Origin of the sequence: Geobacillus sp. BMUD (genome assembly GCF_013096845.1) — a bacterium.
Taxonomy (GTDB): Bacteria; Bacillota; Bacilli; order Bacillales; family Anoxybacillaceae; genus Geobacillus; species Geobacillus vulcani.
Genome location: NZ_SDLA01000001.1, coordinates 554906 through 579565, shown reverse-complemented (window position 1 = coordinate 579565; position 24660 = coordinate 554906). Strand labels below are relative to the sequence as shown.

24 protein-coding genes are annotated in these 24660 nt (G+C 53.0%); 6 read left to right on the top strand and 18 right to left on the bottom strand.

Going from position 1 to position 24660, the window contains the following annotated elements:
- Positions 1 to 5 precede the first annotated feature (5 nt).
- The 5 genes from ETC05_RS02780 to ETC05_RS02760 form a co-directional block, all read right to left on the bottom strand.
- Positions 6 to 1985: a putative bifunctional diguanylate cyclase/phosphodiesterase gene (locus ETC05_RS02780; RefSeq protein WP_171660320.1), complete on the bottom strand. Its 1980-nt coding sequence runs from the start codon at positions 1983 to 1985 to the stop codon at positions 6 to 8.
- A 132-nt stretch (positions 1986 to 2117) separates the two neighbouring features.
- On the bottom strand, positions 2118 to 2855 hold the full coding sequence (locus tag ETC05_RS02775) for an IucA/IucC family C-terminal-domain containing protein (RefSeq protein ID WP_031410024.1): 738 nt from the start codon (positions 2853 to 2855) through the stop codon (positions 2118 to 2120).
- Positions 2855 to 3667 (bottom strand): ABC transporter ATP-binding protein, encoded by an 813-nt coding sequence (locus tag ETC05_RS02770; protein ID WP_031410026.1) that lies wholly within the window; start codon positions 3665 to 3667, stop codon positions 2855 to 2857. Before ETC05_RS02770 ends, ETC05_RS02775 begins: the two co-directional genes overlap by 1 nt.
- Before the next feature lie 12 nt (positions 3668 to 3679).
- A complete protein-coding gene (locus ETC05_RS02765) occupies positions 3680 to 4732 on the bottom strand; it encodes a FecCD family ABC transporter permease (RefSeq protein WP_031410028.1) in 1053 nt (350 codons plus the stop codon).
- Positions 4729 to 5730, bottom strand: a complete 1002-nt coding sequence (locus tag ETC05_RS02760) for a FecCD family ABC transporter permease (RefSeq protein WP_171660319.1) — start codon at positions 5728 to 5730, stop codon at positions 4729 to 4731. Before ETC05_RS02760 ends, ETC05_RS02765 begins: the two co-directional genes overlap by 4 nt.
- Positions 5731 to 5935: 205 nt before the next feature.
- On the opposite strand from ETC05_RS02760, the gene ETC05_RS02755 reads away from it, so the two are divergent.
- A complete protein-coding gene (locus ETC05_RS02755; protein WP_031410032.1) occupies positions 5936 to 6904 on the top strand; it encodes an ABC transporter substrate-binding protein in 969 nt (322 codons plus the stop codon).
- A gap of 179 nt (positions 6905 to 7083) precedes the next feature.
- A complete protein-coding gene (locus ETC05_RS02750) occupies positions 7084 to 7572 on the top strand; it encodes a PCYCGC motif-containing (lipo)protein (protein ID WP_031410033.1) in 489 nt (162 codons plus the stop codon).
- Positions 7573 to 7731: 159 nt separating this feature from the next.
- Here the strand turns inward: ETC05_RS02750 and ETC05_RS02745 are convergent, their stop codons facing one another.
- The 5 genes from ETC05_RS02745 to ETC05_RS02725 form a co-directional block, all read right to left on the bottom strand.
- Entirely contained in the window at positions 7732 to 8460 is a 729-nt protein-coding gene (locus ETC05_RS02745; protein ID WP_031410035.1) for a 3'-5' exonuclease, read from the bottom strand.
- Positions 8453 to 9505, bottom strand: a complete 1053-nt coding sequence (locus tag ETC05_RS02740; protein ID WP_171660318.1) for a DUF294 nucleotidyltransferase-like domain-containing protein — start codon at positions 9503 to 9505, stop codon at positions 8453 to 8455. The genes ETC05_RS02745 and ETC05_RS02740 overlap by 8 nt, the downstream gene beginning before the upstream one ends.
- A gap of 18 nt (positions 9506 to 9523) precedes the next feature.
- Positions 9524 to 10825 carry an ammonium transporter gene (locus tag ETC05_RS02735; protein ID WP_031410037.1) on the bottom strand — a complete coding sequence of 434 codons (1302 nt, stop codon included), beginning with the start codon at positions 10823 to 10825 and terminating at the stop codon, positions 9524 to 9526.
- Positions 10826 to 11001: 176 nt separating this feature from the next.
- Positions 11002 to 11409: a VWA-like domain-containing protein gene (locus ETC05_RS02730; protein WP_031410038.1), complete on the bottom strand. Its 408-nt coding sequence runs from the start codon at positions 11407 to 11409 to the stop codon at positions 11002 to 11004.
- A 150-nt stretch (positions 11410 to 11559) separates the two neighbouring features.
- Positions 11560 to 11751 carry a YozQ family protein gene (locus ETC05_RS02725; RefSeq protein ID WP_171660317.1) on the bottom strand — a complete coding sequence of 64 codons (192 nt, stop codon included), beginning with the start codon at positions 11749 to 11751 and terminating at the stop codon, positions 11560 to 11562.
- A gap of 154 nt (positions 11752 to 11905) precedes the next feature.
- On the opposite strand from ETC05_RS02725, the gene ETC05_RS18045 reads away from it, so the two are divergent.
- A complete protein-coding gene (locus tag ETC05_RS18045) occupies positions 11906 to 12034 on the top strand; it encodes a hypothetical protein (protein WP_256371095.1) in 129 nt (42 codons plus the stop codon).
- A 15-nt stretch (positions 12035 to 12049) separates the two neighbouring features.
- Positions 12050 to 12562 (top strand): YndM family protein, encoded by a 513-nt coding sequence (locus ETC05_RS02720; RefSeq protein ID WP_031410043.1) that lies wholly within the window; start codon positions 12050 to 12052, stop codon positions 12560 to 12562.
- Positions 12563 to 12911: 349 nt separating this feature from the next.
- Here ETC05_RS02720 and ETC05_RS02715 read toward each other — a convergent pair whose 3' ends face one another.
- Positions 12912 to 14102: a toxic anion resistance protein gene (locus ETC05_RS02715; RefSeq protein WP_031410045.1), complete on the bottom strand. Its 1191-nt coding sequence runs from the start codon at positions 14100 to 14102 to the stop codon at positions 12912 to 12914.
- Between the two features lie 2 nt (positions 14103 to 14104).
- A complete protein-coding gene (locus ETC05_RS02710) occupies positions 14105 to 14749 on the bottom strand; it encodes a 5-bromo-4-chloroindolyl phosphate hydrolysis family protein (RefSeq protein WP_031410047.1) in 645 nt (214 codons plus the stop codon).
- A gap of 158 nt (positions 14750 to 14907) precedes the next feature.
- Between ETC05_RS02710 and ETC05_RS18040 the strand changes: the two genes are divergently transcribed.
- Both ETC05_RS18040 and ETC05_RS02705 read left to right on the top strand, forming a co-directional pair.
- Positions 14908 to 15036 carry a hypothetical protein gene (locus ETC05_RS18040; RefSeq protein ID WP_256371094.1) on the top strand — a complete coding sequence of 43 codons (129 nt, stop codon included), beginning with the start codon at positions 14908 to 14910 and terminating at the stop codon, positions 15034 to 15036.
- A gap of 20 nt (positions 15037 to 15056) precedes the next feature.
- Positions 15057 to 15719 (top strand): SIMPL domain-containing protein, encoded by a 663-nt coding sequence (locus ETC05_RS02705; protein WP_171660316.1) that lies wholly within the window; start codon positions 15057 to 15059, stop codon positions 15717 to 15719.
- On the opposite strand, the gene ETC05_RS02700 is transcribed toward ETC05_RS02705, so the two are convergent.
- The 6 genes from ETC05_RS02700 to ETC05_RS02675 all read right to left on the bottom strand — a co-directional run bounded on the left by ETC05_RS02700 (position 15709) and on the right by ETC05_RS02675 (position 24659).
- Entirely contained in the window at positions 15709 to 16455 is a 747-nt protein-coding gene (locus ETC05_RS02700) for a zinc ribbon domain-containing protein (protein WP_171660315.1), read from the bottom strand. The two genes, ETC05_RS02705 and ETC05_RS02700, sit on opposite strands and share 11 nt — an antisense overlap.
- Positions 16456 to 16594: 139 nt before the next feature.
- Positions 16595 to 17860, bottom strand: a complete 1266-nt coding sequence (locus ETC05_RS02695) for an MDR family MFS transporter (RefSeq protein WP_031410052.1) — start codon at positions 17858 to 17860, stop codon at positions 16595 to 16597.
- Between the two features lie 197 nt (positions 17861 to 18057).
- The gene (locus ETC05_RS02690) at positions 18058 to 18792 is read right to left on the bottom strand and encodes a CAP domain-containing protein (protein ID WP_171660314.1); all 735 of its coding nucleotides are present in this window, start codon (positions 18790 to 18792) and stop codon (positions 18058 to 18060) included.
- A gap of 453 nt (positions 18793 to 19245) precedes the next feature.
- The gene (gene mngB / locus ETC05_RS02685) at positions 19246 to 21879 is read right to left on the bottom strand and encodes a mannosylglycerate hydrolase (RefSeq protein WP_171660313.1); all 2634 of its coding nucleotides are present in this window, start codon (positions 21877 to 21879) and stop codon (positions 19246 to 19248) included.
- Positions 21880 to 21898: 19 nt separating this feature from the next.
- Positions 21899 to 23800: a PTS 2-O-a-mannosyl-D-glycerate transporter subunit IIABC gene (mngA, locus tag ETC05_RS02680; RefSeq protein ID WP_171660312.1), complete on the bottom strand. Its 1902-nt coding sequence runs from the start codon at positions 23798 to 23800 to the stop codon at positions 21899 to 21901.
- A gap of 121 nt (positions 23801 to 23921) precedes the next feature.
- On the bottom strand, positions 23922 to 24659 hold the full coding sequence (locus ETC05_RS02675) for a MurR/RpiR family transcriptional regulator (RefSeq protein ID WP_171660311.1): 738 nt from the start codon (positions 24657 to 24659) through the stop codon (positions 23922 to 23924).
- Between the last annotated feature and the right edge of the window lies 1 nt (position 24660).

The window sequence follows — 24660 nt, the reverse complement described above, 5'->3', positions numbered from 1 at the left end:
CCGACTTATGACGGAGGCCCATTGCAGGCCGTGCGGTTGTATTCCTCGAGCCATTGCTGCAGCTTCTCCGCTTCGAGCGAACGGCTGAAGTAAAACCCTTGCGCATAGTCGCAATGCATTTGCGAAAGAAGCATAACTTGCGACTCGGTTTCGACCCCTTCGGCCAATACTTCAATATCCAAGCTTTTGGCTAAATGAATGATCGTATCCACGATCGTGGCATCTTTCGAGTTTTCTGCGATGCCTTGAATAAAACTGCGATCGATTTTCAATAGCGACACCGGCAAATTGCGGATGTACGCAAGCGAGGAAAAGCCGGTGCCGAAATCGTCGATCGCCGCCTGCACACCGAGCCGCCGCAGCTCAGTTAAAATGTGCCGCCCTGTTTCGATGTTTTCCATCAATCCGCTTTCGGTCACTTCTAAAATCAGTTGGGCGGGTTCTAAGCCCGTCTGCCGTAAAATGCGCTTGACATGTTCGACGAGTTCTGGACGATTGAGCAAAAACGGCGACAAATTGACAGCCAGCTTCAATCCCGGAAATCGGTTCTGCCACTCTTTGACTTGCCGACATGCTTCTTCGAGCACCCATAAGGTGATTTCGAAAATAAAGCCGCTCTCTTCAGCCAACGGGATAAAATCAAGCGGCGGAATCTCACCGAGCGTCGGATGACGCCAGCGCAACAGCGCCTCAATCCCCATCGCCTTCCCTTTTGAAAGCTGCACTTTCGGCTGATAGCATAAATACAACTGCCCCCGCATAATGGCAAACGGCAAATCTTGCCTGATCACCGCATGCCGATGTTCAGTCGGCCGGTAAAACGCATAACCGTTCCGCCCCCGCTCTTTCACTTCGTACAGGGCTTGATCGGCATATTTCATCACTTGTTCGATCCGGTCGCTGTCTTTCGGGAAAAAAGCGATGCCGATCGACAATGTTGACTGGATGAGCTGTTTTTCGTAATAAAACGGCTCATGAAACGAACTGACAAGCCGCTCGGCCAAATCGGTCATCTCTATCTTCGTGATGTTCGGCAGCAGCAGGACGAACTCATCCCCACCGATGCGAGCGAAAAAGTCACCCGGCCGAAGCGCATGCTGAACGCGCTTGACCGCCTCGCGCAAAAAGTAATCGCCGGCTTGATGGGAAAAATGGTCGTTGATCCATTTGAATTTGTCAAAATCCAAATAACAAAGGGCAAACGGCGTCTGACTGGCGATCAGCTCATGAATGTGCCGCTCGAAATAGCTGCGGTTGGCGATGCCCGTGAGCGAATCGAAGTAGGCAAGCTGACGGAGCTTCTCTTCGTACCGTTTCCGCTCGCTGATGTTTTTCACGGTCACGATGACGCAGTCAAGCATCCCCGTTTCGTTGACAATCGCCTTCCCTTGCGCCTCCATCCAGACCCATTCCCCATGCTCGCCTTGTTTGCGGAATTCAGCGGTTTGCGCCTTGTATGTATCGTAAAGCTCGGCCAATTTTTGCGCCACGACCGGGGCGTCATCAGGGTGGACAAACGTCAGCACCTCTTCGTATGACACTGGAAGACGCTCGTTTGTTTTCCGCTTCCATGACGGCGGAATGTATGACAATTCACGATTCGGAGAAAAAATCAACACGTAATCATTTGAATGCTCAACAATCAACTGCAGACGCCGTTCCGCTTCGGCGAGCCGCTCTTGCAGGCCGCTCTCCTCCGCTTGGCGGCGAAGGACGCATAAGACGGCGGCCGTCTGTCCGTTTTTACCGATGATCGGCGACACGCCCGCGATCAATAAACCGTCGAGCAACTCCAAGCGGGACGCAATTGGCCTCTGTTTCATGCGCGCAGCCAACATCCGGCCTTCCACCAACAGCGCTCTCTGTTCCTTTTCGCTCAGCGCCAACTCGGCAAAAGCCGGATTATGATAAATCATCACGCCTTGCAAATTTAAGATGGCCACTGCTTCTGTGAAGTGATGGAAAAAGGCTGTATACTGATCCATGCAATTGCTACCTCGCCATTTTACCAAAATAAGCGATGTCCACACTTCCATTTTCACGAAAATCCCGGCAAAAATCAACAAATTTCGCAACTCTTTTGTCCAAAATAAAACAACCCGCCCTCGGCTCGCCGGTCACCCGGTTTGCCGCTGGCGGGCGCGAATGGGGCACGTTTGACAGCACGTCCCCCCTTTGGTGTGTACATATAGGCAGCACGTCGTCCGCTGCATGCCGCTTGCCCCTTTAAAAAAGCGGCGAAGTGGGTTGTCTTTTTGTCCAAACAACCGGCCGTCCGCTTCATGAATAAGGAAGCGGAAATCATCGCGCAGCCGGTCGGCGGTCGAGGCAAGCGACTCATCCTCAAGCCACCGTTCATATACCCAATACACATAAATCGCAATGTTTTCCCATAAGATAAGCGGCGACACGCGCGTCAGACGCCGAAGCTCAGCGACAAGCGGGGCGAACAAACCGGCAAATACGTCGCGCACGACTTGCTCACGCCAGCAGCTGCGCTCAATGCCGCACGCCTCGGCTTCCGGCGGCTCAAGACGAAAGCGCGGCATCCACATCTCCCCTTCGCCGTCCGTGTCAAGCCAAATTCGCCCAGGATCGAGCACAAGCCGCTTGTTCCATACCGACATGGCGTATAGCGCCATCGGTGCCAAAAAGCTTACTCGTTTGACGAACATCGACGCCGCGACGGCATCGTTCGCCGCCCCCATTTCAGCGCGCACATGCGCGACATAACTCGCAAGCTGTTCGTCGTCCTCAAGCAACCGGGAAAACAACATCGATGACGAGGCATCGGTCTTCTTGCTTGAAAAACGATACGTTTCCAACGCTTTCATTTCGTCTTCGCACAGTCTCATCATGATACGCCTTCTTTCTGTAAAATGCGCCGCCCTTTTCCGTACGGAATGCAAAGAGGGGTGCCAAAGAGCGGATCGTACGTAATTTGGCAATCCATCTGAAACACATCTTTCACGAGTTGGCGAGAAATGACGTCTTCCGGCTTCCCTTCAGCATACACCGTTTTATCGCGAATGGCGACGAGATGGTGGGCGTAGCGGCACGCCAAATTCAAATCGTGAAGCACCATGACGATCGTCCGTTGTTCCTTTTCATTCAGCTCAAACAATAAATCTAAAATGTCGATTTGATGCGCGAGATCCAAATACGTCGTCGGCTCATCAAGCAAAATGATGTCTGTTTCTTGCGCTAATGTCATGGCGATCCATGCGCGTTGGCGCTGTCCGCCGGAAAGCGAATCGACCGGCCGCTCGGCCAGCTCTGTAAGCCGGGTTGCCGCCAAAGCGCGCTCGACCGCCCGCTCATCTTCGTCACTCCATTGCTTGAACCACGTTTGATACGGGTAGCGCCCTTGCTTCACGAGTTGCAACACGGTCAGTCCTTCCGGAGCCATAGGCGATTGCGGCAAAATGGCGAGCCGGCGGGCGATTTCTTTTGTCGGCTGTTTGGCAATCTCTTTTCCATCAAGCAAAACAGCCCCGCCTGTCGGCTTTAGCAACCGCGCCAAGGCGCGCAGCAACGTCGACTTGCCGCAGCCGTTCGCGCCGATGAACACCGTGATTTTTCCTTTTGGAATCGTCAAATGCAACCGGTCAATAATGAGCGCCTCGCCATAGGATAGCGTCAACTCTTTCGCCTGCAACGCATGCATGCGCATCCCTCCTTATGATTTCCGACTTCGATACAATAAATAAATAAAATACGGCGCTCCAAGCGCGGCGGTAAACACCCCGGCCGGAATTTCCGCCGGCGCAAGCAGCAACCGCCCAGCCAAATCCGCCCCCATGACGAACACACCGCCTAACAGTGCAGCGGTCGGAAGAAGAGCGCCAAACGCCGAACCGACAAGGCGGCGCGCCATATGCGGCGCCATCAGCCCGACAAAGCCGATGCCGCCGGCGAAAGCGACCGCGCCGCCGGTGAGCGCGGTGCTAAGCAAAACAAGGCCCAGCCGTTGCCGTTCGACCGCGCCGCCAAGCCCCATCGCCAGCTCATCGCCCAGCTCCTGCACATTGACATGCCGCGCGGCCAATATCGCCACAAGGAGCAGTCCGATGACCCATGGCGCCATGAGCAAAACGTGCTGCCAAGAAGCACCATACACACTGCCCGTAATCCACACGTTTGCCTGGCTCGCCCGATAGATGGGTCCTGTGATCATCAACAGTGTCGTCAACGCCTGCATGAGCGCAGAAACGCCGATGCCGACAAGCACGAGCCGAAGCGGAGCGAGGCCGTTTTTCCACGCCAGCATATACACGAGCCAAGCGGCGGCCGAAGCGCCGAGAAAAGCAGCGAGCGGCAGCCAGTGGATGCTGACAATGAGAGAGTGGTTTTCATCGCTAAACAGCGCCAAAAAGCCAACGACCGCGGCCGCCGCTCCGCCGGTGATGCCGAGCACATCCGGCGAAGCGAGCGGGTTGCGCACCATCCCTTGCAAAATGGCACCCGCGGCAGCCAGCGCCATTCCGGCCAACCAAGCGACAAGCACACGCGGCAGACGGAACGTCACAATCACCGTCTGATGAATTTCCTCTCCGTATCCGAACAGCGCGGCAGCAGCCTCAAGCGGGGACATGCGTATTTCGCCGCTGCCAATGCTGATAAGGAAAAGGAAGATGGCCGCTGCTATGAGCGCGGCGAGCACCACAACAGCTTTTTTGTCATAGAAAAACGAGATGTGTTTTCCCACTCGGACCGTGACGTATTTTTTCATTTGACAGTGATCCCCCTGCGGGCAATGTAGACGAAAAACGGAACGCCGATCAACGCAGTGACGATGCCGACTGGCACTTCGCGCGGCATGAGCACGTAGCGCGCCCCGATGTCGGCGGCCAGAAGCAAAATTCCGCCGAGCAAGGCGCAATACGGAAGCAGCCAGCGGTGGTCGACACCGGCAAGCGCCCGCGCCATGTGCGGCACCATGATGCCGATAAAGCCGATCGGACCGGCGACGGCCACCGACCCGCCGGCGAGCAGGACAACCAAGAGAGCGGCGGCCGCTTTAATGAAGGTTGTCCGCTGCCCGAGCCCTTTCGCTACATCGTCTCCCATCATTAAGATGTTGACATGGCGCGCCAGCAGCATGGACCCAAGCCAGGCGGCAGCCAAATACGGAAAGACGGCAGCCAACAGCTCGAGCTTCCGGCCGGCGACCGACCCGGCCAGCCAAAAGAGCACTTCTTCAAGCGCTTTTTCATTCATCGCCAGCATCCCTTGCGTCAGCGAGGCAAATAAAGCCGCGACCGCCGTGCCGGCGAGCGTCATCTTCAGCGGCGTCAGCCCGTCCTTCCCCGCGGCGCTGATCACAAACACGATCAACGCCGCCATCGCCGCCCCCATAAATGCGACCCAAGATAACAGTTGCAATGAAGAAATGGAAAAAAAGGTGACCATCACAACAATGAAAAAACCGGCTCCGGCATTAATACCGAAAATGCCTGGCGAAGCGAGCGGGTTTCGCGTCAGCGCTTGCATGAGCGCTCCGGCCATCGCCAAGCTGGCGCCAACTGCAGCCGCAATCAACGCTCGCGGCAGCCGAACCGTCGCCACGACTAAATGGGCATTCGATCCATCATTGTCGATGAGAGCCGCCACCGCCTGCCGCCAACTCGTATCGGTATACCCGCAAACGATGCTCATCCACATGGCGACAAGCAGTACAATCAACAATCCGATGAGGCCAACTATTTTTTCACGTTTTGTCGCCAGCATCTCTGAGATCTCCCCTGCTTCATCCTCTTTTGTGTCTCTCTATCGTCAAGTCTATTTGATAATGACTCTCATCGTCAATGTTTTTTCGCGTTTTCTTATGATTTTTTTATCATTTTTTCATTTTATAGTTGACAATGATTCTCACTTTTATTACTATATAACACGGAAATGAAATTCATTATCAAATACAAAGGGGGATTGGCTAGTGAAATCACGACATCTCACCCTTCTTTCCACCTTCATCCTTTCCCTCCTGCTTCTTGCCGGCTGCGGCGGAAAACAGGAAGAAACGGCCAAACCGAAGGACAGCAATCAATCGAAAGAAGCAAGCTACACAGTCGAACACGCCATGGACACGACCGAAATCAAAGGCACGCCCAAACGGGTCGTTGTATTGACAAACGAAGGAACAGAAGCGTTGCTGGCGCTAGGCATAAAGCCGGTCGGCGCCGTCAAATCGTGGACGGGCGATCCGTGGTACGACCATATTAAAGACAAAATGGACGGCGTCAAAGAGCTCGGTCTGGAATCGGAGCCAAACGTTGAAGCGATCGCCGCCTTGAAACCAGATTTGATTATCGGCAACAAACTGCGTCATGAAAAAATTTATGAACAGTTGAAACAAATCGCTCCAACCGTTTTCTCTGAAACGCTGCGCGGCAACTGGAAAGACAACTTTATGCTCTATGCGAAAGCCGTGAACCAAGAGGAAAAAGGAAAACAAGTCATTGCAGAATATGACAAACGCATTGAAGACTTAAAAGCAAAACTCGGCGACAAGCTGAAGATGAAAGTATCGATCGTCCGCTTTATGGCCGGCGATGTGCGCATTTACCATAAAGACTCGTTCTCCGGTGTCATTTTGGATCAACTTGGCTTCGCCCGCCCGGAATCGCAAAACGTCAATGACTTCGCGGAAACCGGTGTGACGAAAGAACGCATCCCGGCCATGGACGGCGACATCTTGTTCTACTTTACATATGAAACAGGCGACGGCAAAGCGAGTGAACTTGAAAAAGAATGGATCAACGACCCGCTCTTTCAAAACTTAAACGTTGCGAAACAAGGCAAGGTGTACAAAGTGAGCGACACGATTTGGAACACGGCTGGAGGCGTGCTCGCGGCCCATTTAATGTTGGATGATATTGAGAAATACTTCTTGCAAGGGCAATAATCGCCCGCTAACTAAAGGCAGAAGCGGTCAGCCGCTTCTGCCTTTTTCCTTTCCCAGCATTCCTGCCCTATGGCTCGTCTTGACGCTCACTTCATTTCCCAAGGACAAAAACAGTTGCTGCTTATCTATCGGTATGGTACATTCAAAATGCAAACCTCACACGGAAAGGAAGAAAGACGGTGAAACACCCTACCTTCATCACCGCATGTGTATTGTCATTCAGCTTTCTGCTCTCAGGCTGCACTGGTGACAACAGCCAAGAACAAAACCACTCGCATATGACGAAAACCGCCACCGGCGATATTCGTGAAACGACGAAATCGATCGAGCATTTGCCGAACTTTTTGAGCGCGTTTGAAGAAGAAATGGCCGTCTTGTACCAACAAGCGGCAGAACATCGCGAGCTGCTTGAGAACATCCCGTGCTATTGCGGCTGCGGACAATCGGCCGGTCATAAGAACAATTATGACTGCTTTGTCTATGAAAATAAAAAAGACGGATCGATTGTCTGGGATGATCATGCAACCAAATGCGGCGTCTGCCTCGACATCGCCGCTGAATCGATCGCCGCTTACGATCAAGGGAAATCGATCAAAGACATTCGGCGCATGATCGACGAAAAATATCAAGAAGGCTATGCCGAACCGACTCCGACAAAACCGCTCTAATCCCAACAAAAAAAGCGCCAAGTTGGGCGCTTTTTTTCGTTGCCGCCTCCCTCTTTTTTGTTCCGCCGAGCGTTCATTGCTTGTTGGCCAAGATCGGCTGTTGAAACTTGAGTTTTCCTGCCAAAGACAATCGCCAATGGCTTCTCGGCGCGGGCAACATCAACACCGGCTGAGCGCGGCGTACAAATCATGCAATGTTTCGATGCCGCGGTGTCGGAATTCATCGAGCACGATCGCCCAGAGCTTCACCATCGCTTCCACGTCGCCATCCGCCGTATGACGGCGCGGGCAGCGGATGCCATAACAGGCTAATGCATCGTCAAACGTCGGGCATGAATGGCCGATCAGCATCATCATCGGCTGCAAGTCAAGAAAGCGTCCGCTCCATTTTTGCCGGTAATGGCGCCAAAGGGCATGACGCAAAAACACCAAATCATGGCCAATATGATAGCCGATTAAGACGCCGGCGGCAATAAACGGCACAAACGTGCGCAGCGCCTCAGCAAGCGGCGGAGCGAACACCACATCCTTCGCCTCAATGCCGGTCAAGGCGGAAATATGTTCCGGAATTGGCTTTTCCGGCTTGACGAGCGTCATGTACGCATCCGTCACGACCCCTCCGACCGTTTTCGCTGCCGCCATGGCCAAAATTTCATCGCCTTGCTCCGGGGAAAAGCCGGTCGTTTCCATATCGATGATGACAAACGGGATATCAGTCAAACGGCCATGCCAATCGATGATGTGCTGTTTTTCCTTTTGCAGCGAGCGAAGCCATGTTTCCTGTTGCCACGAATGGTCATGCCCAAATAAGGCGGATGATGCCTCGCGCGGAACGCCGAGCGACAACAAGCGGAGCGCCCGCTGCCAAAAACGGTGCCGCTCATGCATGAATGTTAGCCACCCGCCGGGCGACAAAGCGCTGCAACCGTTTGGCAGTGCGCATCGCTTGTTTCAGCTGCTTTTGTTCCGTCCGCTCAAGCGCCCGCCATAACACGTATTCACGTCCGTCCCCCGCCTCAGTGCTGTACTTCAGGCGAATCGAATAGTAAACAGAAAGCGCCTCGCAAACGGCGTCGGAAAGCGGCGCCGTCAATACACCATTCGCTTCAAGCGCCCGCCGCCGCTCGGCTGTGCCCGCCGCCGGGACGTGCGCCAAACAGGCCAACCATTTCAAAGCGTTGGTGAGCTGCACGTAGCCGCTTTGTTTCATATGAACGGCCCCGCTGTACGGCCCCCATCGCTCCGTTTGCACGTTGCCCAGCCAGCCGAGCGGAACCGGAGGAAACTGAACGTGCTCGCCCATGCGCGCCAACAGCAGCGGCCGTTCGGCCACCGCTGCAAACAACGCCTTTCTTGCCGTCTCAGCCAATTCCGCTTCCCCATAAAGAGGCCGCATATCCATCGCAATCAACAAAAAACGAATGTCGTTCGGCCACCCGCTGTCTAAATAGGAAAAAAGCTGTTGCTCCCAGCCGCGGACTGACTGCGCCCACCGCTTGTTCGTCGCCATCACGTAACCGGAACAGTACGGATACCCAGCCTCATGCAGCATGTCTACCCCGATCGTCGCCATATGGCGAATGAATTCATAACAAGCCGCTTCCTCGTTCTCAGGACAGTTGAATAAAATGCCGTGATCTTGATCCGTCCAAATCGTCGGCTCACACCGGCCGATGCTTCCCATCACATACCAGCACCACGCTGAAGGACGAATGCCGACCGACCGTTTCATCGTCTCCCGCTCCGCAAGGAAGAACGCGCGGCGAAGGATGGCTTCATGGACAGAAACGATGTCATTGGCCAGCTGACTCATTTGTTCACGTACTGCACAGCGCCGCAGTTCACGCGCCAGTTCATCGTGACAAAAACGAAGTTCGGCGGCCGACTCGGCTCGGTTTAGCCGCTCGACCACCTTTGCCGCCAATAATTCCATCCTCTTTTCCCCTCCCGGCTACTGCTGGGCGAGGGTCTTGGGCTGATACGCCGGATCGAGCTGTTCCGGATAGCCATAAGAACCGTGCTCACTAATATCAAGACCAGAAATTTCTTGTTCCGCCGTGACACGCAGCCCGATCGTTTTCTTCATGGCATATAAGATGACAAATGAGACAGCCGCGACATACACCGCAGCACCGAGCACTCCGACCGTTTGCACAATCAGCTGATCAAATCCGCCCCCGTAAAGCAGTCCAGCCTTCCCGATGCCCGTGATCTCGACTAAACGCGGCGAGGCGAAAAACCCGGTGGAAATCGTGCCGATGATGCCGGCAATCCCGTGGACAGAAAACGCGTAAATCGGATCGTCAATCCCTTTGCGTTCAAAATAGATGGATGTCCAGAATGTAAACGCCCCCGCCACTGCGCCGATCACCACCGCCGCCCACGGTTCGACGAACGCGCACGCGGCGGTAATGGCAACTAAAGCCGCGAGCACACCGTTCACCATCGCCGGAATGTCCGCTTTGCCAACCAAAATTTTCGCTGTGATGATCGCGGCGACCGCCCCCGCCGCGGCAGCCAAATTCGTCGTCAGCGCAACATAGCCGAAAAATCCGTCGCCAACCGCCATCGTGCTGCCAGCGTTAAAGCCAAACCAGCCGATCCATAAAATCAACCCGCCGATGACCGTATATACTTGGTTATGCCCAGGAATGACGTTTGGCGTCTTGTCTTTATTGAACTTGCCGATGCGCGGCCCAAGCAAAATCGTCGCCACGAGCGCCGCAATCGCTCCTTGCAAGTGGACAACGGTCGAACCGGCGAAATCTTGCATTCCCATTTTTCCAAGCCAGCCGCCGCCCCACACCCAATGGCCGATCACGGGATAAATGACAATCGTAAAAATCGTTCCGAAAAGAAAATAAACAGATAGTTTCGCCCGCTCAGCAAAGCCGCCCCAAGCGATCGCCAGCGACACGCCGGCAAAGCCCAGTTGGAATAAAAATTTGAGCTCGAGCGGCACATTCGCCCATGACAACGAGTCAAACGTTCCTTTTCCTTCTTTTAAAAACCATCCTTCTGTCCCGATGAAGCTATTCCCAGCCCCAAATGTAATCGCAAAGCCGAACGCCCAAAACGCCAATGATGCGAGGGCAAAACTTAAAATTTGTTTGCCGGCCACATGCCCGGAGTTTTTCATGCGCGTGGATCCGGCCTCAAGCAAAGCAAACCCTGCCTGCATGCCAATAACGAGCACCGCCGAGAGCATGACCCAGAGGGCATCCAGCCCAAGCGTCAACGTTTTTTCATCCATTTTACGCATCCCCCTTTTTTTGTCATTTATCATCCCTTTTATATGTCATAATATATAACATAAATCAACTGAAAGCAACGCCCGTTTTTGGTTGTAATCGGTTTCAAACACAAAAAGTTTGTTAAGTTTTTTAACAAAAAGAATACCCCTCATCACGAGGGGCATTCCTCACCGTGTTACGCCACACGAATGGGCTTGCCAAACGGCACGCGCGGCATATAATCGTCCGGCACAAGCCAAAACACTTCATAGTCGACTTGCAGTTCTTCATAAAAATAGCCGGTTACATCGGTGATGTAAAACAACGTATCGATTTTTTGCGCAGCGGCCCATTCCAACACTTCGGTGTACGACGATTTCCCGTGCTTGAAATATTTAATCGTCGCCACGCCAACCGGAGAGACATCGCGAATTTTAAAATCCGCTTGGACGAGCAGCGTATCCGGACGCAGTTTTTCAAACAACTTCACGATGTTTTGAATGAGCATTGGCCGCGCCGGCCGGTTTGATGTGTCGATCGCCAGCGCGATGGAATGGTCTTTCCGCTCTTTGAGCAACGCCAATAAAGCCCGCTGCCATCTCACGATGATCATCCCCCTTATATCGGTGAATCGCCGTGCGCACTACTAGTATAGACGACGATGGGGGAAAGTACGAACTGTTTTTCTTTCCTTTTTCCCCTCCCGTTTCACAAACATCAACCCAAACGCCAAGGAACAGCTCCTTGACGCTTCTTACTCCTGCGAAAGGGGGATGTTCGAACCATTTTCTTGATTCACTGCCGCCTCAACCGTTCCTTCTGCATACACATCGCTCACCTGTTCGCGCGTCTCAGAGAGCGCCTCATACACAAACGACTCGTCCCAGCCATCTGCCGGATCGTATTGCTGCCCGGCAATCGCAACGGGCCGTTTCTTTTTCGTCATCCACCATTCCTCCTACATGAATGCTGTTTCGTGATTAGTGTGAAAACAAGAGCGAAAAATGAACAGAGGAAGTTTATGGATGATGGATGCATATAGAAAGGCAAACGTGGCAAACTAACGAATAAACAACGATCAAGAGAGGATGATAGCCCCGATGAGAAAGCCAACACGAAACGACAGCGTTGAACAGCAGCAAAAAAAGCAGCAACCGGATCAAGATATGGAAAAACAGCCGGGATACGGCGATAAAAAACTGGAAGGTCCAAACCATCCAGCAGAATAAAGGCGGCGAAACCGAATGAGACATTTGCTTGCATTAGTGCTGAAATATTTGCTAACCGCCACGGTGATGTTTGCCATTTTACCGCTGTTTTTGCGCATTTCATCGGCAGAGATTTTATGGTTCAGCCTTTGGCTGACGCTTGTCGCCTATGCGATCGGCGACTTTTACATTCTGCCGCGCCTTGGCAACGTCTCAGCGACGATCGCCGACTTTGGGCTTGTGTTGATGGCGGTATGGATCGGCATCGGCGCGTTTTATGACATCACCGGCGCCGCCATGTTAAACGCGGCGTTTTTCTCCGCCCTGCTTGCGGCAATGGGGGAATTGCTGCTTCACGCCTATGTGTTGCGATTTGTCATCGTCGAGCACGGTGAAGAAGGCGCCCCGCTCATCGGCCGCCAATGGCAAACAGAAGCAGCCGAGGAGTTGGATGTCCGCGCCGTCCGTCCGGGCAGCAACGATCGTAAACGAGCGGAACAGGAGGATGAACAGCATCGTCAAGAGCCTCCCCATCCCCCCATCCTATGAAGGAGGATGAAATGTTGGGCGGCTGCAGTCCGAGACGCCAGCCGCTTCCCCTTCCTTCCAAACAGGGCTTCAACGTGAATGATTCCACCTTTGTTTAGAACATTCAATGGTGGAACGGACATTCATCTCCACTTCGTTTTGGGGTGCGCCCCGCACAAATAGGGAAGCGGGGGGCTTCTCAGTTGAAGATGATAAAACAGATGGCGAACGAAAAAACGGGTGTCTTCTTGTTCGTTAGACACCCGTTTCGCATGAGGATCTTTGGTTTTTCGGCGCTTTCCTCTGCAGCCATGGGCGATCCATCAGACGCTTGGCCGCAAGCCGAAACAGGACAATCTCCTATCCGCCCTTATTGTTCCGGTCGCTTCAGCGCGAGCAGCGTCTGTTTCAGTTCCGCTTCCATCGCCGCGAGCTCGCGTTCGGCCTGCTGTCGTTTCAAACGTCCTTCCGCCTGAATTTTCAACGTTTCTTCGAGCGTAGCGATCAAATTTTCTTGCGTTCGCTTCAACGTTTCAATATCAACCAAGCCGCGCTCGTTTTCCTTGGCGATTTCAATGCTGTTCGTTTTTAACATTTCCGAATTGCGCAATAACAGCTCATTCGTCGTTTCGGCGACCTGCTTTTGCGCCGCAGCGGCCTTTTGTTGGCGGAACAGCGTCAAAGCGATGACCACTTGATTTTTCCAAAGCGGAATCGCATGCAAAATCGACGACTGAATCCGCTCGACAAGCGTTTCGTTCATATGTTGAATCATGCGGATTTGCGGCGCCGTTTGAATCGTCACTTGCCGGCTGAGCTTTAGGTCATGCACCCGCTTCTCAAGTCGCTCGGCAAACTGCCGCAAATCCTGTACATCCTGCCATGCCATTTGATCGCCGGAGCGCTCCGCTTCCGCTTGTTTTTCCGGAATCGTCTTCGTCCGCAGCTCCTCGAGTTTGTATTCGGCCGCCGCAATATAAATATTGAGCGCCTCAAAATAGTCTTTGTTTTTTTCATAAAGCGTCTCAAGCATCATAATGTCGCGGAGCAACAAATGCCGGTGCTTCTCCAGCCGGTCAGCGATTTTATCAATCTCCAAGCCGATTTTTTGGTATTTCGCCACCATCTCTTGCAACGGCCTGGCCACTGCGCCGAACAAGCGGGATAACCATCCTTTTTTCGCCGGCATCAAGTCGTCGGGATTGACTTCTTTGATTTTGGCCATGAGTTCGCTGATCACTTCGCCGACCGGACCAGCGTCTTTCGTTTGCACATGATGCAAAATCGCATGAGAAAACTTCGACAGCTCGGCTTGCGCCGCCACCCCATATTGCAAGACAGCCTGATGGTTAGCCGGGTCAATTTGTTTGGCAAGCGCAAGCGCTTTTTCCCGATGCTCAGGCTTCAACGCATCCAGTGCGCGCGCCGGTTTTTCTTCTTCCTTGAGCCGCGGTTCGGCCGGCGAAGAAAACGGCTGGGCAAGCAACTCATCGAGGGAACTTGTCCGTTCCAGCCCTTGCAGCCAATCCGTCGATTCCATCCCATGATTTCGCTCGTCCATCGTCATTCTCCTTTCTTTGACAGCGGCCGACAAAGCCCGTTCGATTGTTGGAGCGATCGCTCCAGCAATTTCGCTTCCGTTTGCAGCGACCAGACGTCGTTCGATAACACCTCAAGCAACTGCCGTTCGGCCGCCGAAGTCAGCTCGTCAAGCACTCTTTCCGTCTCCTGCAATGCTTTCACCATGTCGGCGCTTTGCACCGGCTGCTGCGTCAAATAAACGTATTTCTCCACCATCTCCACCGCCGTCGGCCATTCGTTTAAAAAAAACGGCTGGGCGAGGCGCAGTTGATGCGGTTGTTGCTCGATGGCGCGAATGATTCGATCGACGATGGTGCTCAACCGGGAAACTGTTTGCCACATCGCCACCGAACGAAGCCGATAGCGAGCGCGGCGCAGCCGCTTCCATAACGCGCGCGCTTCGCCAAGCTGTCTGCGGACGTAGACAAGCTCCTCAACCGACACATCAGCCGGCAGGCGATGATGCCGCCTTTTCATGATGGCCGACACCCCCCACATCGCGCCCATTCCGGATAAAATCGAAGGCCAAAAGCGAAAATCAGCGACGATGAATACGATCACCGCGACGATGACTCCTGCATTCCACGAGACAAACCAACGCCATATCGTACGAAGCAACTGCTTCATTGCCCCTTCTCCTTCTTTATCTTTTCTTTCATTATAGCATGTCCATTCCATGATACGTACAAGCGCCCAAGGAAGTTTCATCGCCAAACGGGCGACGCGCATAGGACAATGGCCGTTTCGAATAGGCTATAGTGAAGCCACCGAAAGGAGAAATGGGGATGAATTCGATCGACTGGCAACTTGCCTCCTTTGTCGCCGTCTCGTTGTTGCAAGAATATTGGTGCTACGTCAAGCTGCCGTACGTCTACTATTGGCAAGCGGCGGACGATGATCAAAAAGCCGCCTAATGGCGGAAGGAGGGAATGAAATGCAGTCATGGCATCGTCCTGCTCCCCCTGCCGCTTCTCGCCCCACACTGGTCATTACCGGCCAAGGAACGGTCATCGCCAAACCGGATACCGTCCTCATCGCGATCGGCGTGCACACAGAACATCACAACGTCCAAGAAGCCCTAGCTGACAATGCAAAACGCACCAATGCCGTCATCGAAGCATTAAAGGCGCTTGGCATTCCAATAGAGGACATTGAAACGACATCGTTTTCCATCCGGCCAACATACAAACATCTTGACGGAACGACCGCTTTATCTGACTATGAAGTCGAACATTGGCTGGATATCACCGTCCGCGATACAAAAAAAGCCGGCGCCATTTACGAAGCGGCCGTTGCCCATGGGGCGAACCTCGCTCGCGGTTTGGAATTCCGTCTAGTAAACGAACAAGCCTATTACCAACAGGCGTTGGCATTGGCCGTGAAAAATGCCAAAGAAAAAGCGCTGGCCATCGCCCGCGCTCTCGGTTTACCGCTTTACGACACACCGTTGGAATTAAAAGAACAGCCGCCCGCCCGATCGACGCCATACCATCCGTCTGTTCTCAGCGTTTCCTCATCCGCGCCGCCTGTGCAGACGCAAGATGTGATCATCACCGCCTACGTCGAGGCGACATTTGTCTATTCGTTCATTTCATGACGTCCACCTCATGGACGCGGGCGCCGCCAAACAGCTCGACGCGGACGGTTTTCTTTTTCCCGTTCGAATGGACGACGGTTACAGCGTACGCGCCCGGCAAATACGGGCCCATTTTTTTGACAAATGGATCTTTCGTCGCCCTCTCTTCCGTTTTCACCCCATTGACGACGAGCGACGCCTCCGGATCATCGACGCGCACATGGAGAAAATAGAGAGTTGGTTCAAACACATACCGGTCCTCAAACACATGAATCGTAAACACCGGCGGATGAGATGTCAATCCTTTAATATACACGTGGCCGCCCTTACGCTGGCGGGCAAACTCCCGATCCAGCCGCTCATACGCTTCTGGATGTCGATCAAAATACGCGAACAACGGAGCCAACGTTTTTTCGTTGATCAGCACTGTTTCCTCCGTCACCCGCAACATCGCCTGCAAAGCGGCGACATCGCGGTCTTCGATCGCATCTTTTAAGCGCATAATGGCCATTTCTCGGCTCGCGGCCGTCTTCAGCGTCCCATATCCACTCCAAACGAGCGCCCCGAGCCCCCACAGAACGGCAATGGCGAAAAGCAACGAGCCGATGAGACGGTATTGCTTTTTTCTCTTTTCCCGAGACAAAACGCGCTCCCGCTGCCGCTTCTCATAGCGAGCCAGCGCGGCAGCACCGTCCTGCGCGCCGCGGCCCCCCGTTCCCCCTCTGTTCGTGTTTGGTTCCAACATATGCGGCTCCATGATGGCTTCCCCTCTCCTTCTCTCTGTCTAGTTCCACTTTATGTAAGAAGCAGGGAATATATGTTACACGAGCCACCATGCGTTTTCTATTATAGCCAATCAGAAAAAAAACGGGTAACAGTTTGCACGCCCGCTCCCTTCACCTGGACAACGAGATGTGCGACCGTCCCATTCGCTGCTCCGCTTGCCGAAACATCCAGGCATATAACGCCGCGCTTGCAAACGACAGCACGCCCAGGAGAAGAAACGTCCAGACATACCCCATCCATGCCACGGCTGCGAGCGACAGCGGCGCCAGCATCCGCCCGATCGTAAATCGAAGGCTGGCAGCCGCAAAATATTGGCCGCGCATCGCCTCCGGAGCCAAGCGGGAAATAAACGACTGCTGCATGCCGGCTGTCATCAGCTCAGCGAGCGTAAACAGCGCCATGACCGCGATCAATCCAAGCAGCGAGGACGTTTGACTAAACAACCACATCGAGATGCCATATAAGACGGATGAACCCACAAACGCCTGCCGCTCCGAATAGCGAGACATCCAACGCGTCACAGCCACCGTACATAGCGCGACCAACAGACCGTTTTCAGCAATGAGCCAACTAAAGGCGCTCGCGCCGTCAATCGTCCATCCCGCCAATGTTTCGGCTTCGACCGTTTCTTTTGTATATACCGGGATCAGCAAATCAAGCTGTGTAAACGTTTGTGCCACCAACACTCCAGCAACGATAAACAGGAAAAAGACACGGTCGCGGACAATAATGGCATACTGCTTGAACTGCGTGCGCAAAAAAGACTGCCACGTGCCTCTCCTTTGTTGGCCGGCTACAGCTAGCGGCGCTGTCTCACGCAACGCTTTGGAGAGCAGTGTTGCCATTGCAAAACAAGAACATGCGGCCAAAAGCAATAAAGCAAACCGATGCTCAGCATAAAAAAGACCGCCAATTGTCGGGCCGATGACCACCGAAATATTGATGGATGTGTAAAACACGGCAAACACATCGCTCCGGTCCTTCTCCGGAACCACATCGGACACCATCGCCTGGCTCGCCGGCCAGTAAAACGCCCCGCAAATGCCGGCGAATGTAAAGCAAAGAAAGCCGACAAACGGCGACGACCACCAAGAGGAGCTGGCCAAGGCAAACACAAAAAACGCCGCCCCTTGCCCGTAGGCGGATAACACCATCATCCGCTTGCGTCCGAATACATCAGCGCAATAGCCGCCCATTAAATTGGCGATGACCGAGAACAACTGCGAAACAATCAACAACAACCCCGCTGTCTTTTTGCCAAAGGCATCAGCAAAATAAATCGAGATAAACGGAAAAAACATCCAAAACGTCGTATTCATCAGCGCCTCGCCAAACAGGCGCACTTTCAAGTTGCGATCCCACTCACGTATTCGCATCCGCTGTCCCCCTAATCTTTCGTCTCTCAAACTTCTTTGGAAATTATATCATATTTTTATTAGGACGGTAGAAATAGTTTTCAAATAAAAGAATGACCCAAACGTTGTTTTCCTGAAACGAAACGCAACATATGGTTTTTGACAATAAGAAAAAGGTGCCCCATCCTTTTGGGACACCTTCGACTGACATGTATATCTTACTTGCGGATGAATTGCTGCGTCCAAATATAGCCGTTTTCTTCAAAACCAACGCCGATGTGGGTAAAGTTTTTGTTCAAAATGTTTGCCCGATGGCCTTCGCTGTTCATCCACGCATTGACGACTTCTTGCGGAGTGCGTTGGCCTTTGGCAATGTTTTCCCCGGCGGCAGTGTACGAGATGCCGAATTTTTTCATCATCTCAAACGGGGAGCCATACGTCGGGCTGTTGTGCGAGAAGTAGTTGTTGACCGCCATATCGCGCGATTTTTCGCGAGCGACTTTGCTGAGGGCCAAGTCAACTTGAAGCGGCGGCAAGCCGTATTTCGCCCGTTCTTTGTTCGTCAGCTCAACAACTTGCTGCTCATACGCGTTCAAGCCGGTTGTTTTTTGTGTGCCGGTCTTTGGTGCCGTGGCTGGCGTTTTCGCCGGCGCTTGCGTATTGGCTTGCGGTTTGGCCGCCGGCTGTTTGACCGTTGCCGGCGCTTGTGGTTTTGTCGTTGGCTGTTTTGCCGCCGGTTGTTGTGTTACCGGCTTTACCGGTTGGAACGACATGAACGGGAAGTATTGTTGCAGCCATTTCTCCAAATCTTGAACGTTTGTGCTGACATATTTTACTTGATACGCATTCGCTGTCGGACATGTCGTCCCAGCCGCTTCCGTTTTCGTTGCCGCGAACGAAGCGCCGACGAGTGCGACCGAAGCCGCGATGGTTGCTACCATTTTTTTCTTCATCGGAATTCCTCCTTGCATCCTCTATTTGAAAGTCTTAGAGATCTTGCGTCCGTCAGGCATGACTGCACAACGAGATTCGAAGAGAAACTGTTTTGTTGTTCTCTCGCCTTCGCCCCCATTATAGCACGGGGTTTTTGTAATATTTTTGGTCCAAAATGGAAAAATCAGCGTATTGGCAGCCTTCGGTAAAAAAGACGCTTGTTTTCATTGCCAAATCAACACCGATTATTGACGGCTGCAACAGTTGGAAGGAACATCCTTTCACTAACGGTCATTCCTTTTTTCCCTGTATTCCCCCAATCGTCTATATTTTTCTTGCAAAAAAGGAGTTGACAACCTCTGATTTCGGCCGTTTCGTTTAACAATTGTTACAGCTGTGTTACAAAACAGAAGAGAAACTCAATGTTTTGTTATAAAAAAAGAAGCTGCGGCGTTTCGCCCCAGCTTTGACGTTTATTCATGCTTTTGATCGACAATGAGTGCGGTTTGCACTTCGTTCGGCTTCACTTGTACAGCAAATTGCTGCTTGGCATCTATCACTAACGGCGCAAGCGGTGTTTCGTTTAAGTTTGTGCGCCATACCGCCGATGACGGCCCATGCCATTGGAATGACGCCTTCGTCTCCTGTGGCGTTGGATTAAAGAAACGAACAATGACGCCACGGTGATCTTCGCTCCTCTTTACCGCGCTTAGCACGACCTCGCCTTCCTGTTGGGAAAACAGGCTATATTCATACGGCACCGAGAACGCAACCGGGTTCATTTTCATCGCATCATACGGCAGTTTGTTGTACGTGTAAAGCGGCGTCAAAAACTGTTTCGCCCGTTTGGCAACATTGGCCTCTTCCGTCGTTCCGCGATGCGTCGTCAACGCAAAATGCAGTTCATTGATGCCAAGCATTTGCGAATCGGGCGTCGCCATTTTAATGCCGGACGGACGGCCTGGCCGGCGCACGAGCTCCTCTTTCCCCAAATAACCGACACACCGCAAAAGCGTCACTGCGATCGTATCATGTTGTTCCCCGATGATCTCATACTCTCTCGTGCTGTTCGTTAAAACCGCCACGCCGCCTGTTTGATTTGACAGTCCCACATACGTAAGCATCGGATAAATGGCATCCGGACGTTCATCCCATCCTTCTTGCTCCCATATTTCCATGGCTGGGTCAACGACGGAGCGTCGGACGACACCAAACTGGTTGTCAGCAATTGAATAGGAAGAAGCAATGCCAGTCGGCACATGCATGCGGACGCGGTGATCTTTCGCTTTGTTGTTGATGCGCACTCGAACGTCAATCCGCGGCTCGGTCATCGGCACGGTGAGATGAATAGAAACATCGATAACGCTGTCGCGCCGCTTCGCTTTCCGGCTGTCAAGGTCGGCCGGCACCGGCAGCCGGTAAGCGATATCGGCATAAGCGAAATAGCGGTTTTGCCGGAGCGAATACGTCGCCTTCACGCCCTTATTATCAATCGGCTCATCGCCCGGCAGCGGGGAAAAGTCGTATTCATCCCCATCGTCGCCGACATCTTCAAGCAAGAGCACATCACGGAACGTTCGCTGCAGCTGTTTGTCATATATGTTAATTGTCCCATTCTCATTGACGGTGATCGTATAAAACGGCGTATCTATTTGCTCCACAGCCGTTGGCGCCTGTTTGTTCATCTGTTCTGCCTCTTGCACCAAATACGCCTTATACCCCATCGCCGGGATGCGGTCGCGGAAATGGATCGTATAGCGGACGAACGGATCATAGTTGCCGTAATGGACAATCTGACGATCAATCAGTCCCGGATCGACGATCGTTTCATCCACCACTTCAAACTCCACCGGTTCCCCGCGCTCATCAACGAGACGGAATGCTTTCCATTTCGTCGTAATTTCCGCTTCGATCGGCTCGCTCCGTTCGTACGGAAGCGTATTGTACACAACCAGCTTGTCGACCGACCGATCCGACGGCATCGCATCAGCCATTTTGCGCATATAAAACGTAATGAGCCGGTCGACCCGCTCTTCCGCTAGCGCAAAGCGCCCCAAAATATCGCGGTGAACAAGATCTGAGCAGCAGCAACCGATGCTGTCATGGGCGTGATTTTTCAGCATTTCTCTCCAAATGAGCTCTATCAACCGATGCTCATACCGAAATCCAAGCGTCGAGGCGATGGCGGCGAGCGGTTCGAGCACATTCGTCACTTTGTTTTCGATGCGGGCGTTCGCCGCTTTAATGTCCATGCGCGTCGAGTAAATGCTGCGGTGAACGCGCATATATTTGCCGTCCAACAACTCGCCGCGGATAACCGGAAGCTGCTCCTCTTTTTCCAGCTGTTCAAACACATGTTCATAACGGCTTAAGAAAAAGGTCCGCTCCGGATAGAGGGTTCGCAGCTTGTCGATCACCTCAAAAATATTTTTTTGAATCGGCATTTGGTCATGACCGTTCGGAATGAGAATGTGATCAGTCGTCGCCCCGCGGTCCAAAACAGCAAAGTATTTGTCCATCCGCTCTTTCAGCTTTGCTTCATCAGTCGGAAGATATTTGCCGATCGCATAGCCGAGCGGGAACAGCTGCACAAGCACTTTCGAGCCGTCATCGCTCACCCAGTAAAACTCGGTTTTGTCAGTGCCGTGCCGTTCCGACACGCCGCGCCAAAAAATGGCCCGCTTGATGCCAAAGCCGTTTAAGATTTGCGGCAGCTGCGCCGATTGCCCGAACGAGTCGGGGAGATAGCCGATTTGCATCGGCTCCCCGAACTCCTGGCAATCTTTCAGCCCATAGAGCAAGTTGCGGACAATCGACTCCCCGCCGACAACCATTTCATCCGTTTGCGTATACCACGGGCCGATGATCAGTTTTCCTTCTTGGACAAGGCGGCGGATGCGCTCTTTTTGCTCCGGCTTGACGGCCAAATAGTCTTCCAATACGACTGTCTGTCCATCGAGAACAAAGTGCGGATAATCAGGATTCGTCTCTAACATTTCCAATATTTCTTCCATATCATTCACTAACAAAATGCGTGATTCCTCTGCCGAAAAATACCACTCGCGGTCCCAATGCACATGGGGAACGATATGAACATACCGCTTCAATGGTTTCACCTCGTTTGTCTTATCGTTGTTGCGCTTTTAGCTTTTGCACGCGTGTAGCGACTAACAGCACCATCGAAATCAACGCCCCGATCAGCGCGGCGCCCAGCCAAATGGCTCCCGCTTTCCATAACGGCGCGCCTTGCAGGACAAACAGCGAGAAAATGCCCGCTCCCGGAACGTTCAGCCCGATTTGCGACGCCGTGACGATCGCCCCGGTGACCGCTGACCCGATGCAAAGCGACGGAATGACGCGCAGCGGGTCGTTAATCATAAACGGAATCGCTCCCTCAGTAATGCCGGCTAAGCCAAGAATCCATGTCGATTTGCCGACCTCGCGCTCATATTCTTCAAAATACCGTTTGAACAACAGCGTCGCGGCGGTGACGGAAAACGCCGATACCATTTTCACCGAGGCAAACGCCGCATACGGAATAAAGTTGCCGCTCGCCATCGCTCCGATGCAGAACGTATACGCCGCCTTATTGACCGGCCCGCCTAAATCGAACGACACCATAATGCCTAAAATCGCGCCAAGCAAAATGGCACTGCGTCCGGATAAGTTGTCAAGCCAAGTCAGCAACGCATGATTGAGTCCGGCGACCGGCTTGCCGAACACAAACAGCATCAGCGCTCCGACGACGAGCGAACCGATGACCGGATACAGCCAAAAGCTAATGAATCCCGAGAACGCGCCTTTTGGCGGAAGTTGCTTTTTCAACCACTTCATAAAGTAGCCGGCCAAAAAACCGCCAAGCATGCCGCCTAAAAAACCGCCGTTGATCATCGTCGCAGCAATCCCCGCGGCAAACCCCGGACCGAGCGCCGGCTTGTCGGCGACCGCATACGCCATGTACGCCGACAGCACTGGAATCATGAGCGTGCCAAGCATATTGCCGCCCAGTTTGCGCAACATCCAAAGCCATGAGTTCTCCGTATCGTATACTTGTTGCAGGCCGAACGCCTGGGCGATGAGCACCGCGCACGCCAAAATCATCCCGCCGGCGACGATAATCGGAATAATATGAGAAATGCCGGTCAAAATGGCGTTTTTCACTTCCGTCTTCCATGAAACTCGCTCAGACATTGTCTCCTTTGTCGGCTCATATTCCCGCTTTCCTTCCTTCTTGGCCTTCTCAAGCGCTTGCAAAAGAACGCCTTTCGCATCTTTCAACGGCGCCGCAACCGTTGTCCGGTACACCGGCAAATGGGCAAACCGCTCTTCGTTTTTCACCGCCACGTCCGCGGCAAAAATCGCCGCTTCCGCTTTTCGCAGCCGCTCTTCCGTATGTCGGTCTTCAATGCCGTTGGCCCCTTGCTTTTCGACATACACCGTAACCCCTATTTCCCGACCGGCTTGCTCTAACGCTTCCGCCGCCATATACGTATGGGCGATGCCAGCCGGGCAGGCCGTCACAGCGACGATCGTTTTCCCTGCCGACGCCGTTTGGGCAGCGGTACCCACCATTTCCTCATCAAGAGCACGATACAGCTCTTCTGACGTTTGACATTGCTGCAACCGCTTACGATATTCAGCGCGCGACAGCCGTTTGGCGAGTTCGGCCAACAAATCCAAATGCGTCGATTCCGCTTCGTCCTCCGGAATCGCTAACAAAAAGACGAGTTCCACTTGATTCGCCGGATTGATGCTCTCCCAGTCGCGAATTGGCCGCGCGAGCTTCGCCACTGCGAAAGCGGCTTCCTTGACCGATGTGGACTTGCCGTGCGGAATCGCTACCCCCGCTTCAAACCCGGTCGGAGAGAGCGCCTCCCGTTCCATCACCGCTTGATAAAACGATTCTGCCGAATACAATTTCCCCTCCTCATCCAACTTGCGGACGAGATGGCGGATGACTTCCTTCTTCGTGGACAACGACAAGTCCACGTCAATCAGCCGAACACTCGTCAGCTGTTTCAGCTCCATTTCTCCCATCCTCTCTTTCCATGCCGTTTGTCGACTTCATTATAAAAGAAAAAAAGCAAGAAGACCGAAATCTTCTTACTTTTTCACCATTTCCATATCATGATTCATTTCATCTGTGTATTTATACACATCCGCCGTACTTTTGCCAATACCGTTCACTCAACGCCCGCAGCACGAGATAAAGCGATGTGCGGTCGGTGACGTCATACTTATTCAAAAACTGCTTCGGCGCCCAGCAATACAAGCGGTAATCGGCAAGATCAGCGAGCGAATTGGGGCAAAAATGCGTCAAGCTGATGACAAACGCCCCGTTTTGCTTCGCGGCCACGACCGCCTCAAGCACTTGCTTCGTTTCTCCAGATACGCTAATGACAAAGACGACATCCTTTTCCCCGCAGCGGTCCGCATTATACAACATATCGTGGCGCTGGACAAAAAAGTCGGCCTGCTTGCCGACGCAGCGCAAATGCTTGGCCATCATCTCGCAAAAATAGGCGGAATCGCCAATGCCGTAAAAAAAGACGTGTTTCGCCTCATGCATCTTGCGAACGGCTTCGTCGATGAGCTGCTCATCGATCAACTTTTGCGTTTTTTCGATGACCGTTTTTCCGTCCGCCTTGATCGCCGTCTCATCCCGCTGCTCGAGCGCCAACGCCGCCTTTAGTTCTGCAAACCCTTTATATCCTAATTTTTTGGCGAACCGGACGATCGTGTTCGGCACTGTATAAAGCGCTTCCGCCATTTTTTGAATCGGAATATCGGCGATCTCCTCGCGGTGTTCGATAATGTAATCGACAATTTGGTCATCCGTATCGTTCAGCTTATCGGCATACAGCCGCACCCGTTCGTCAAACCGCATC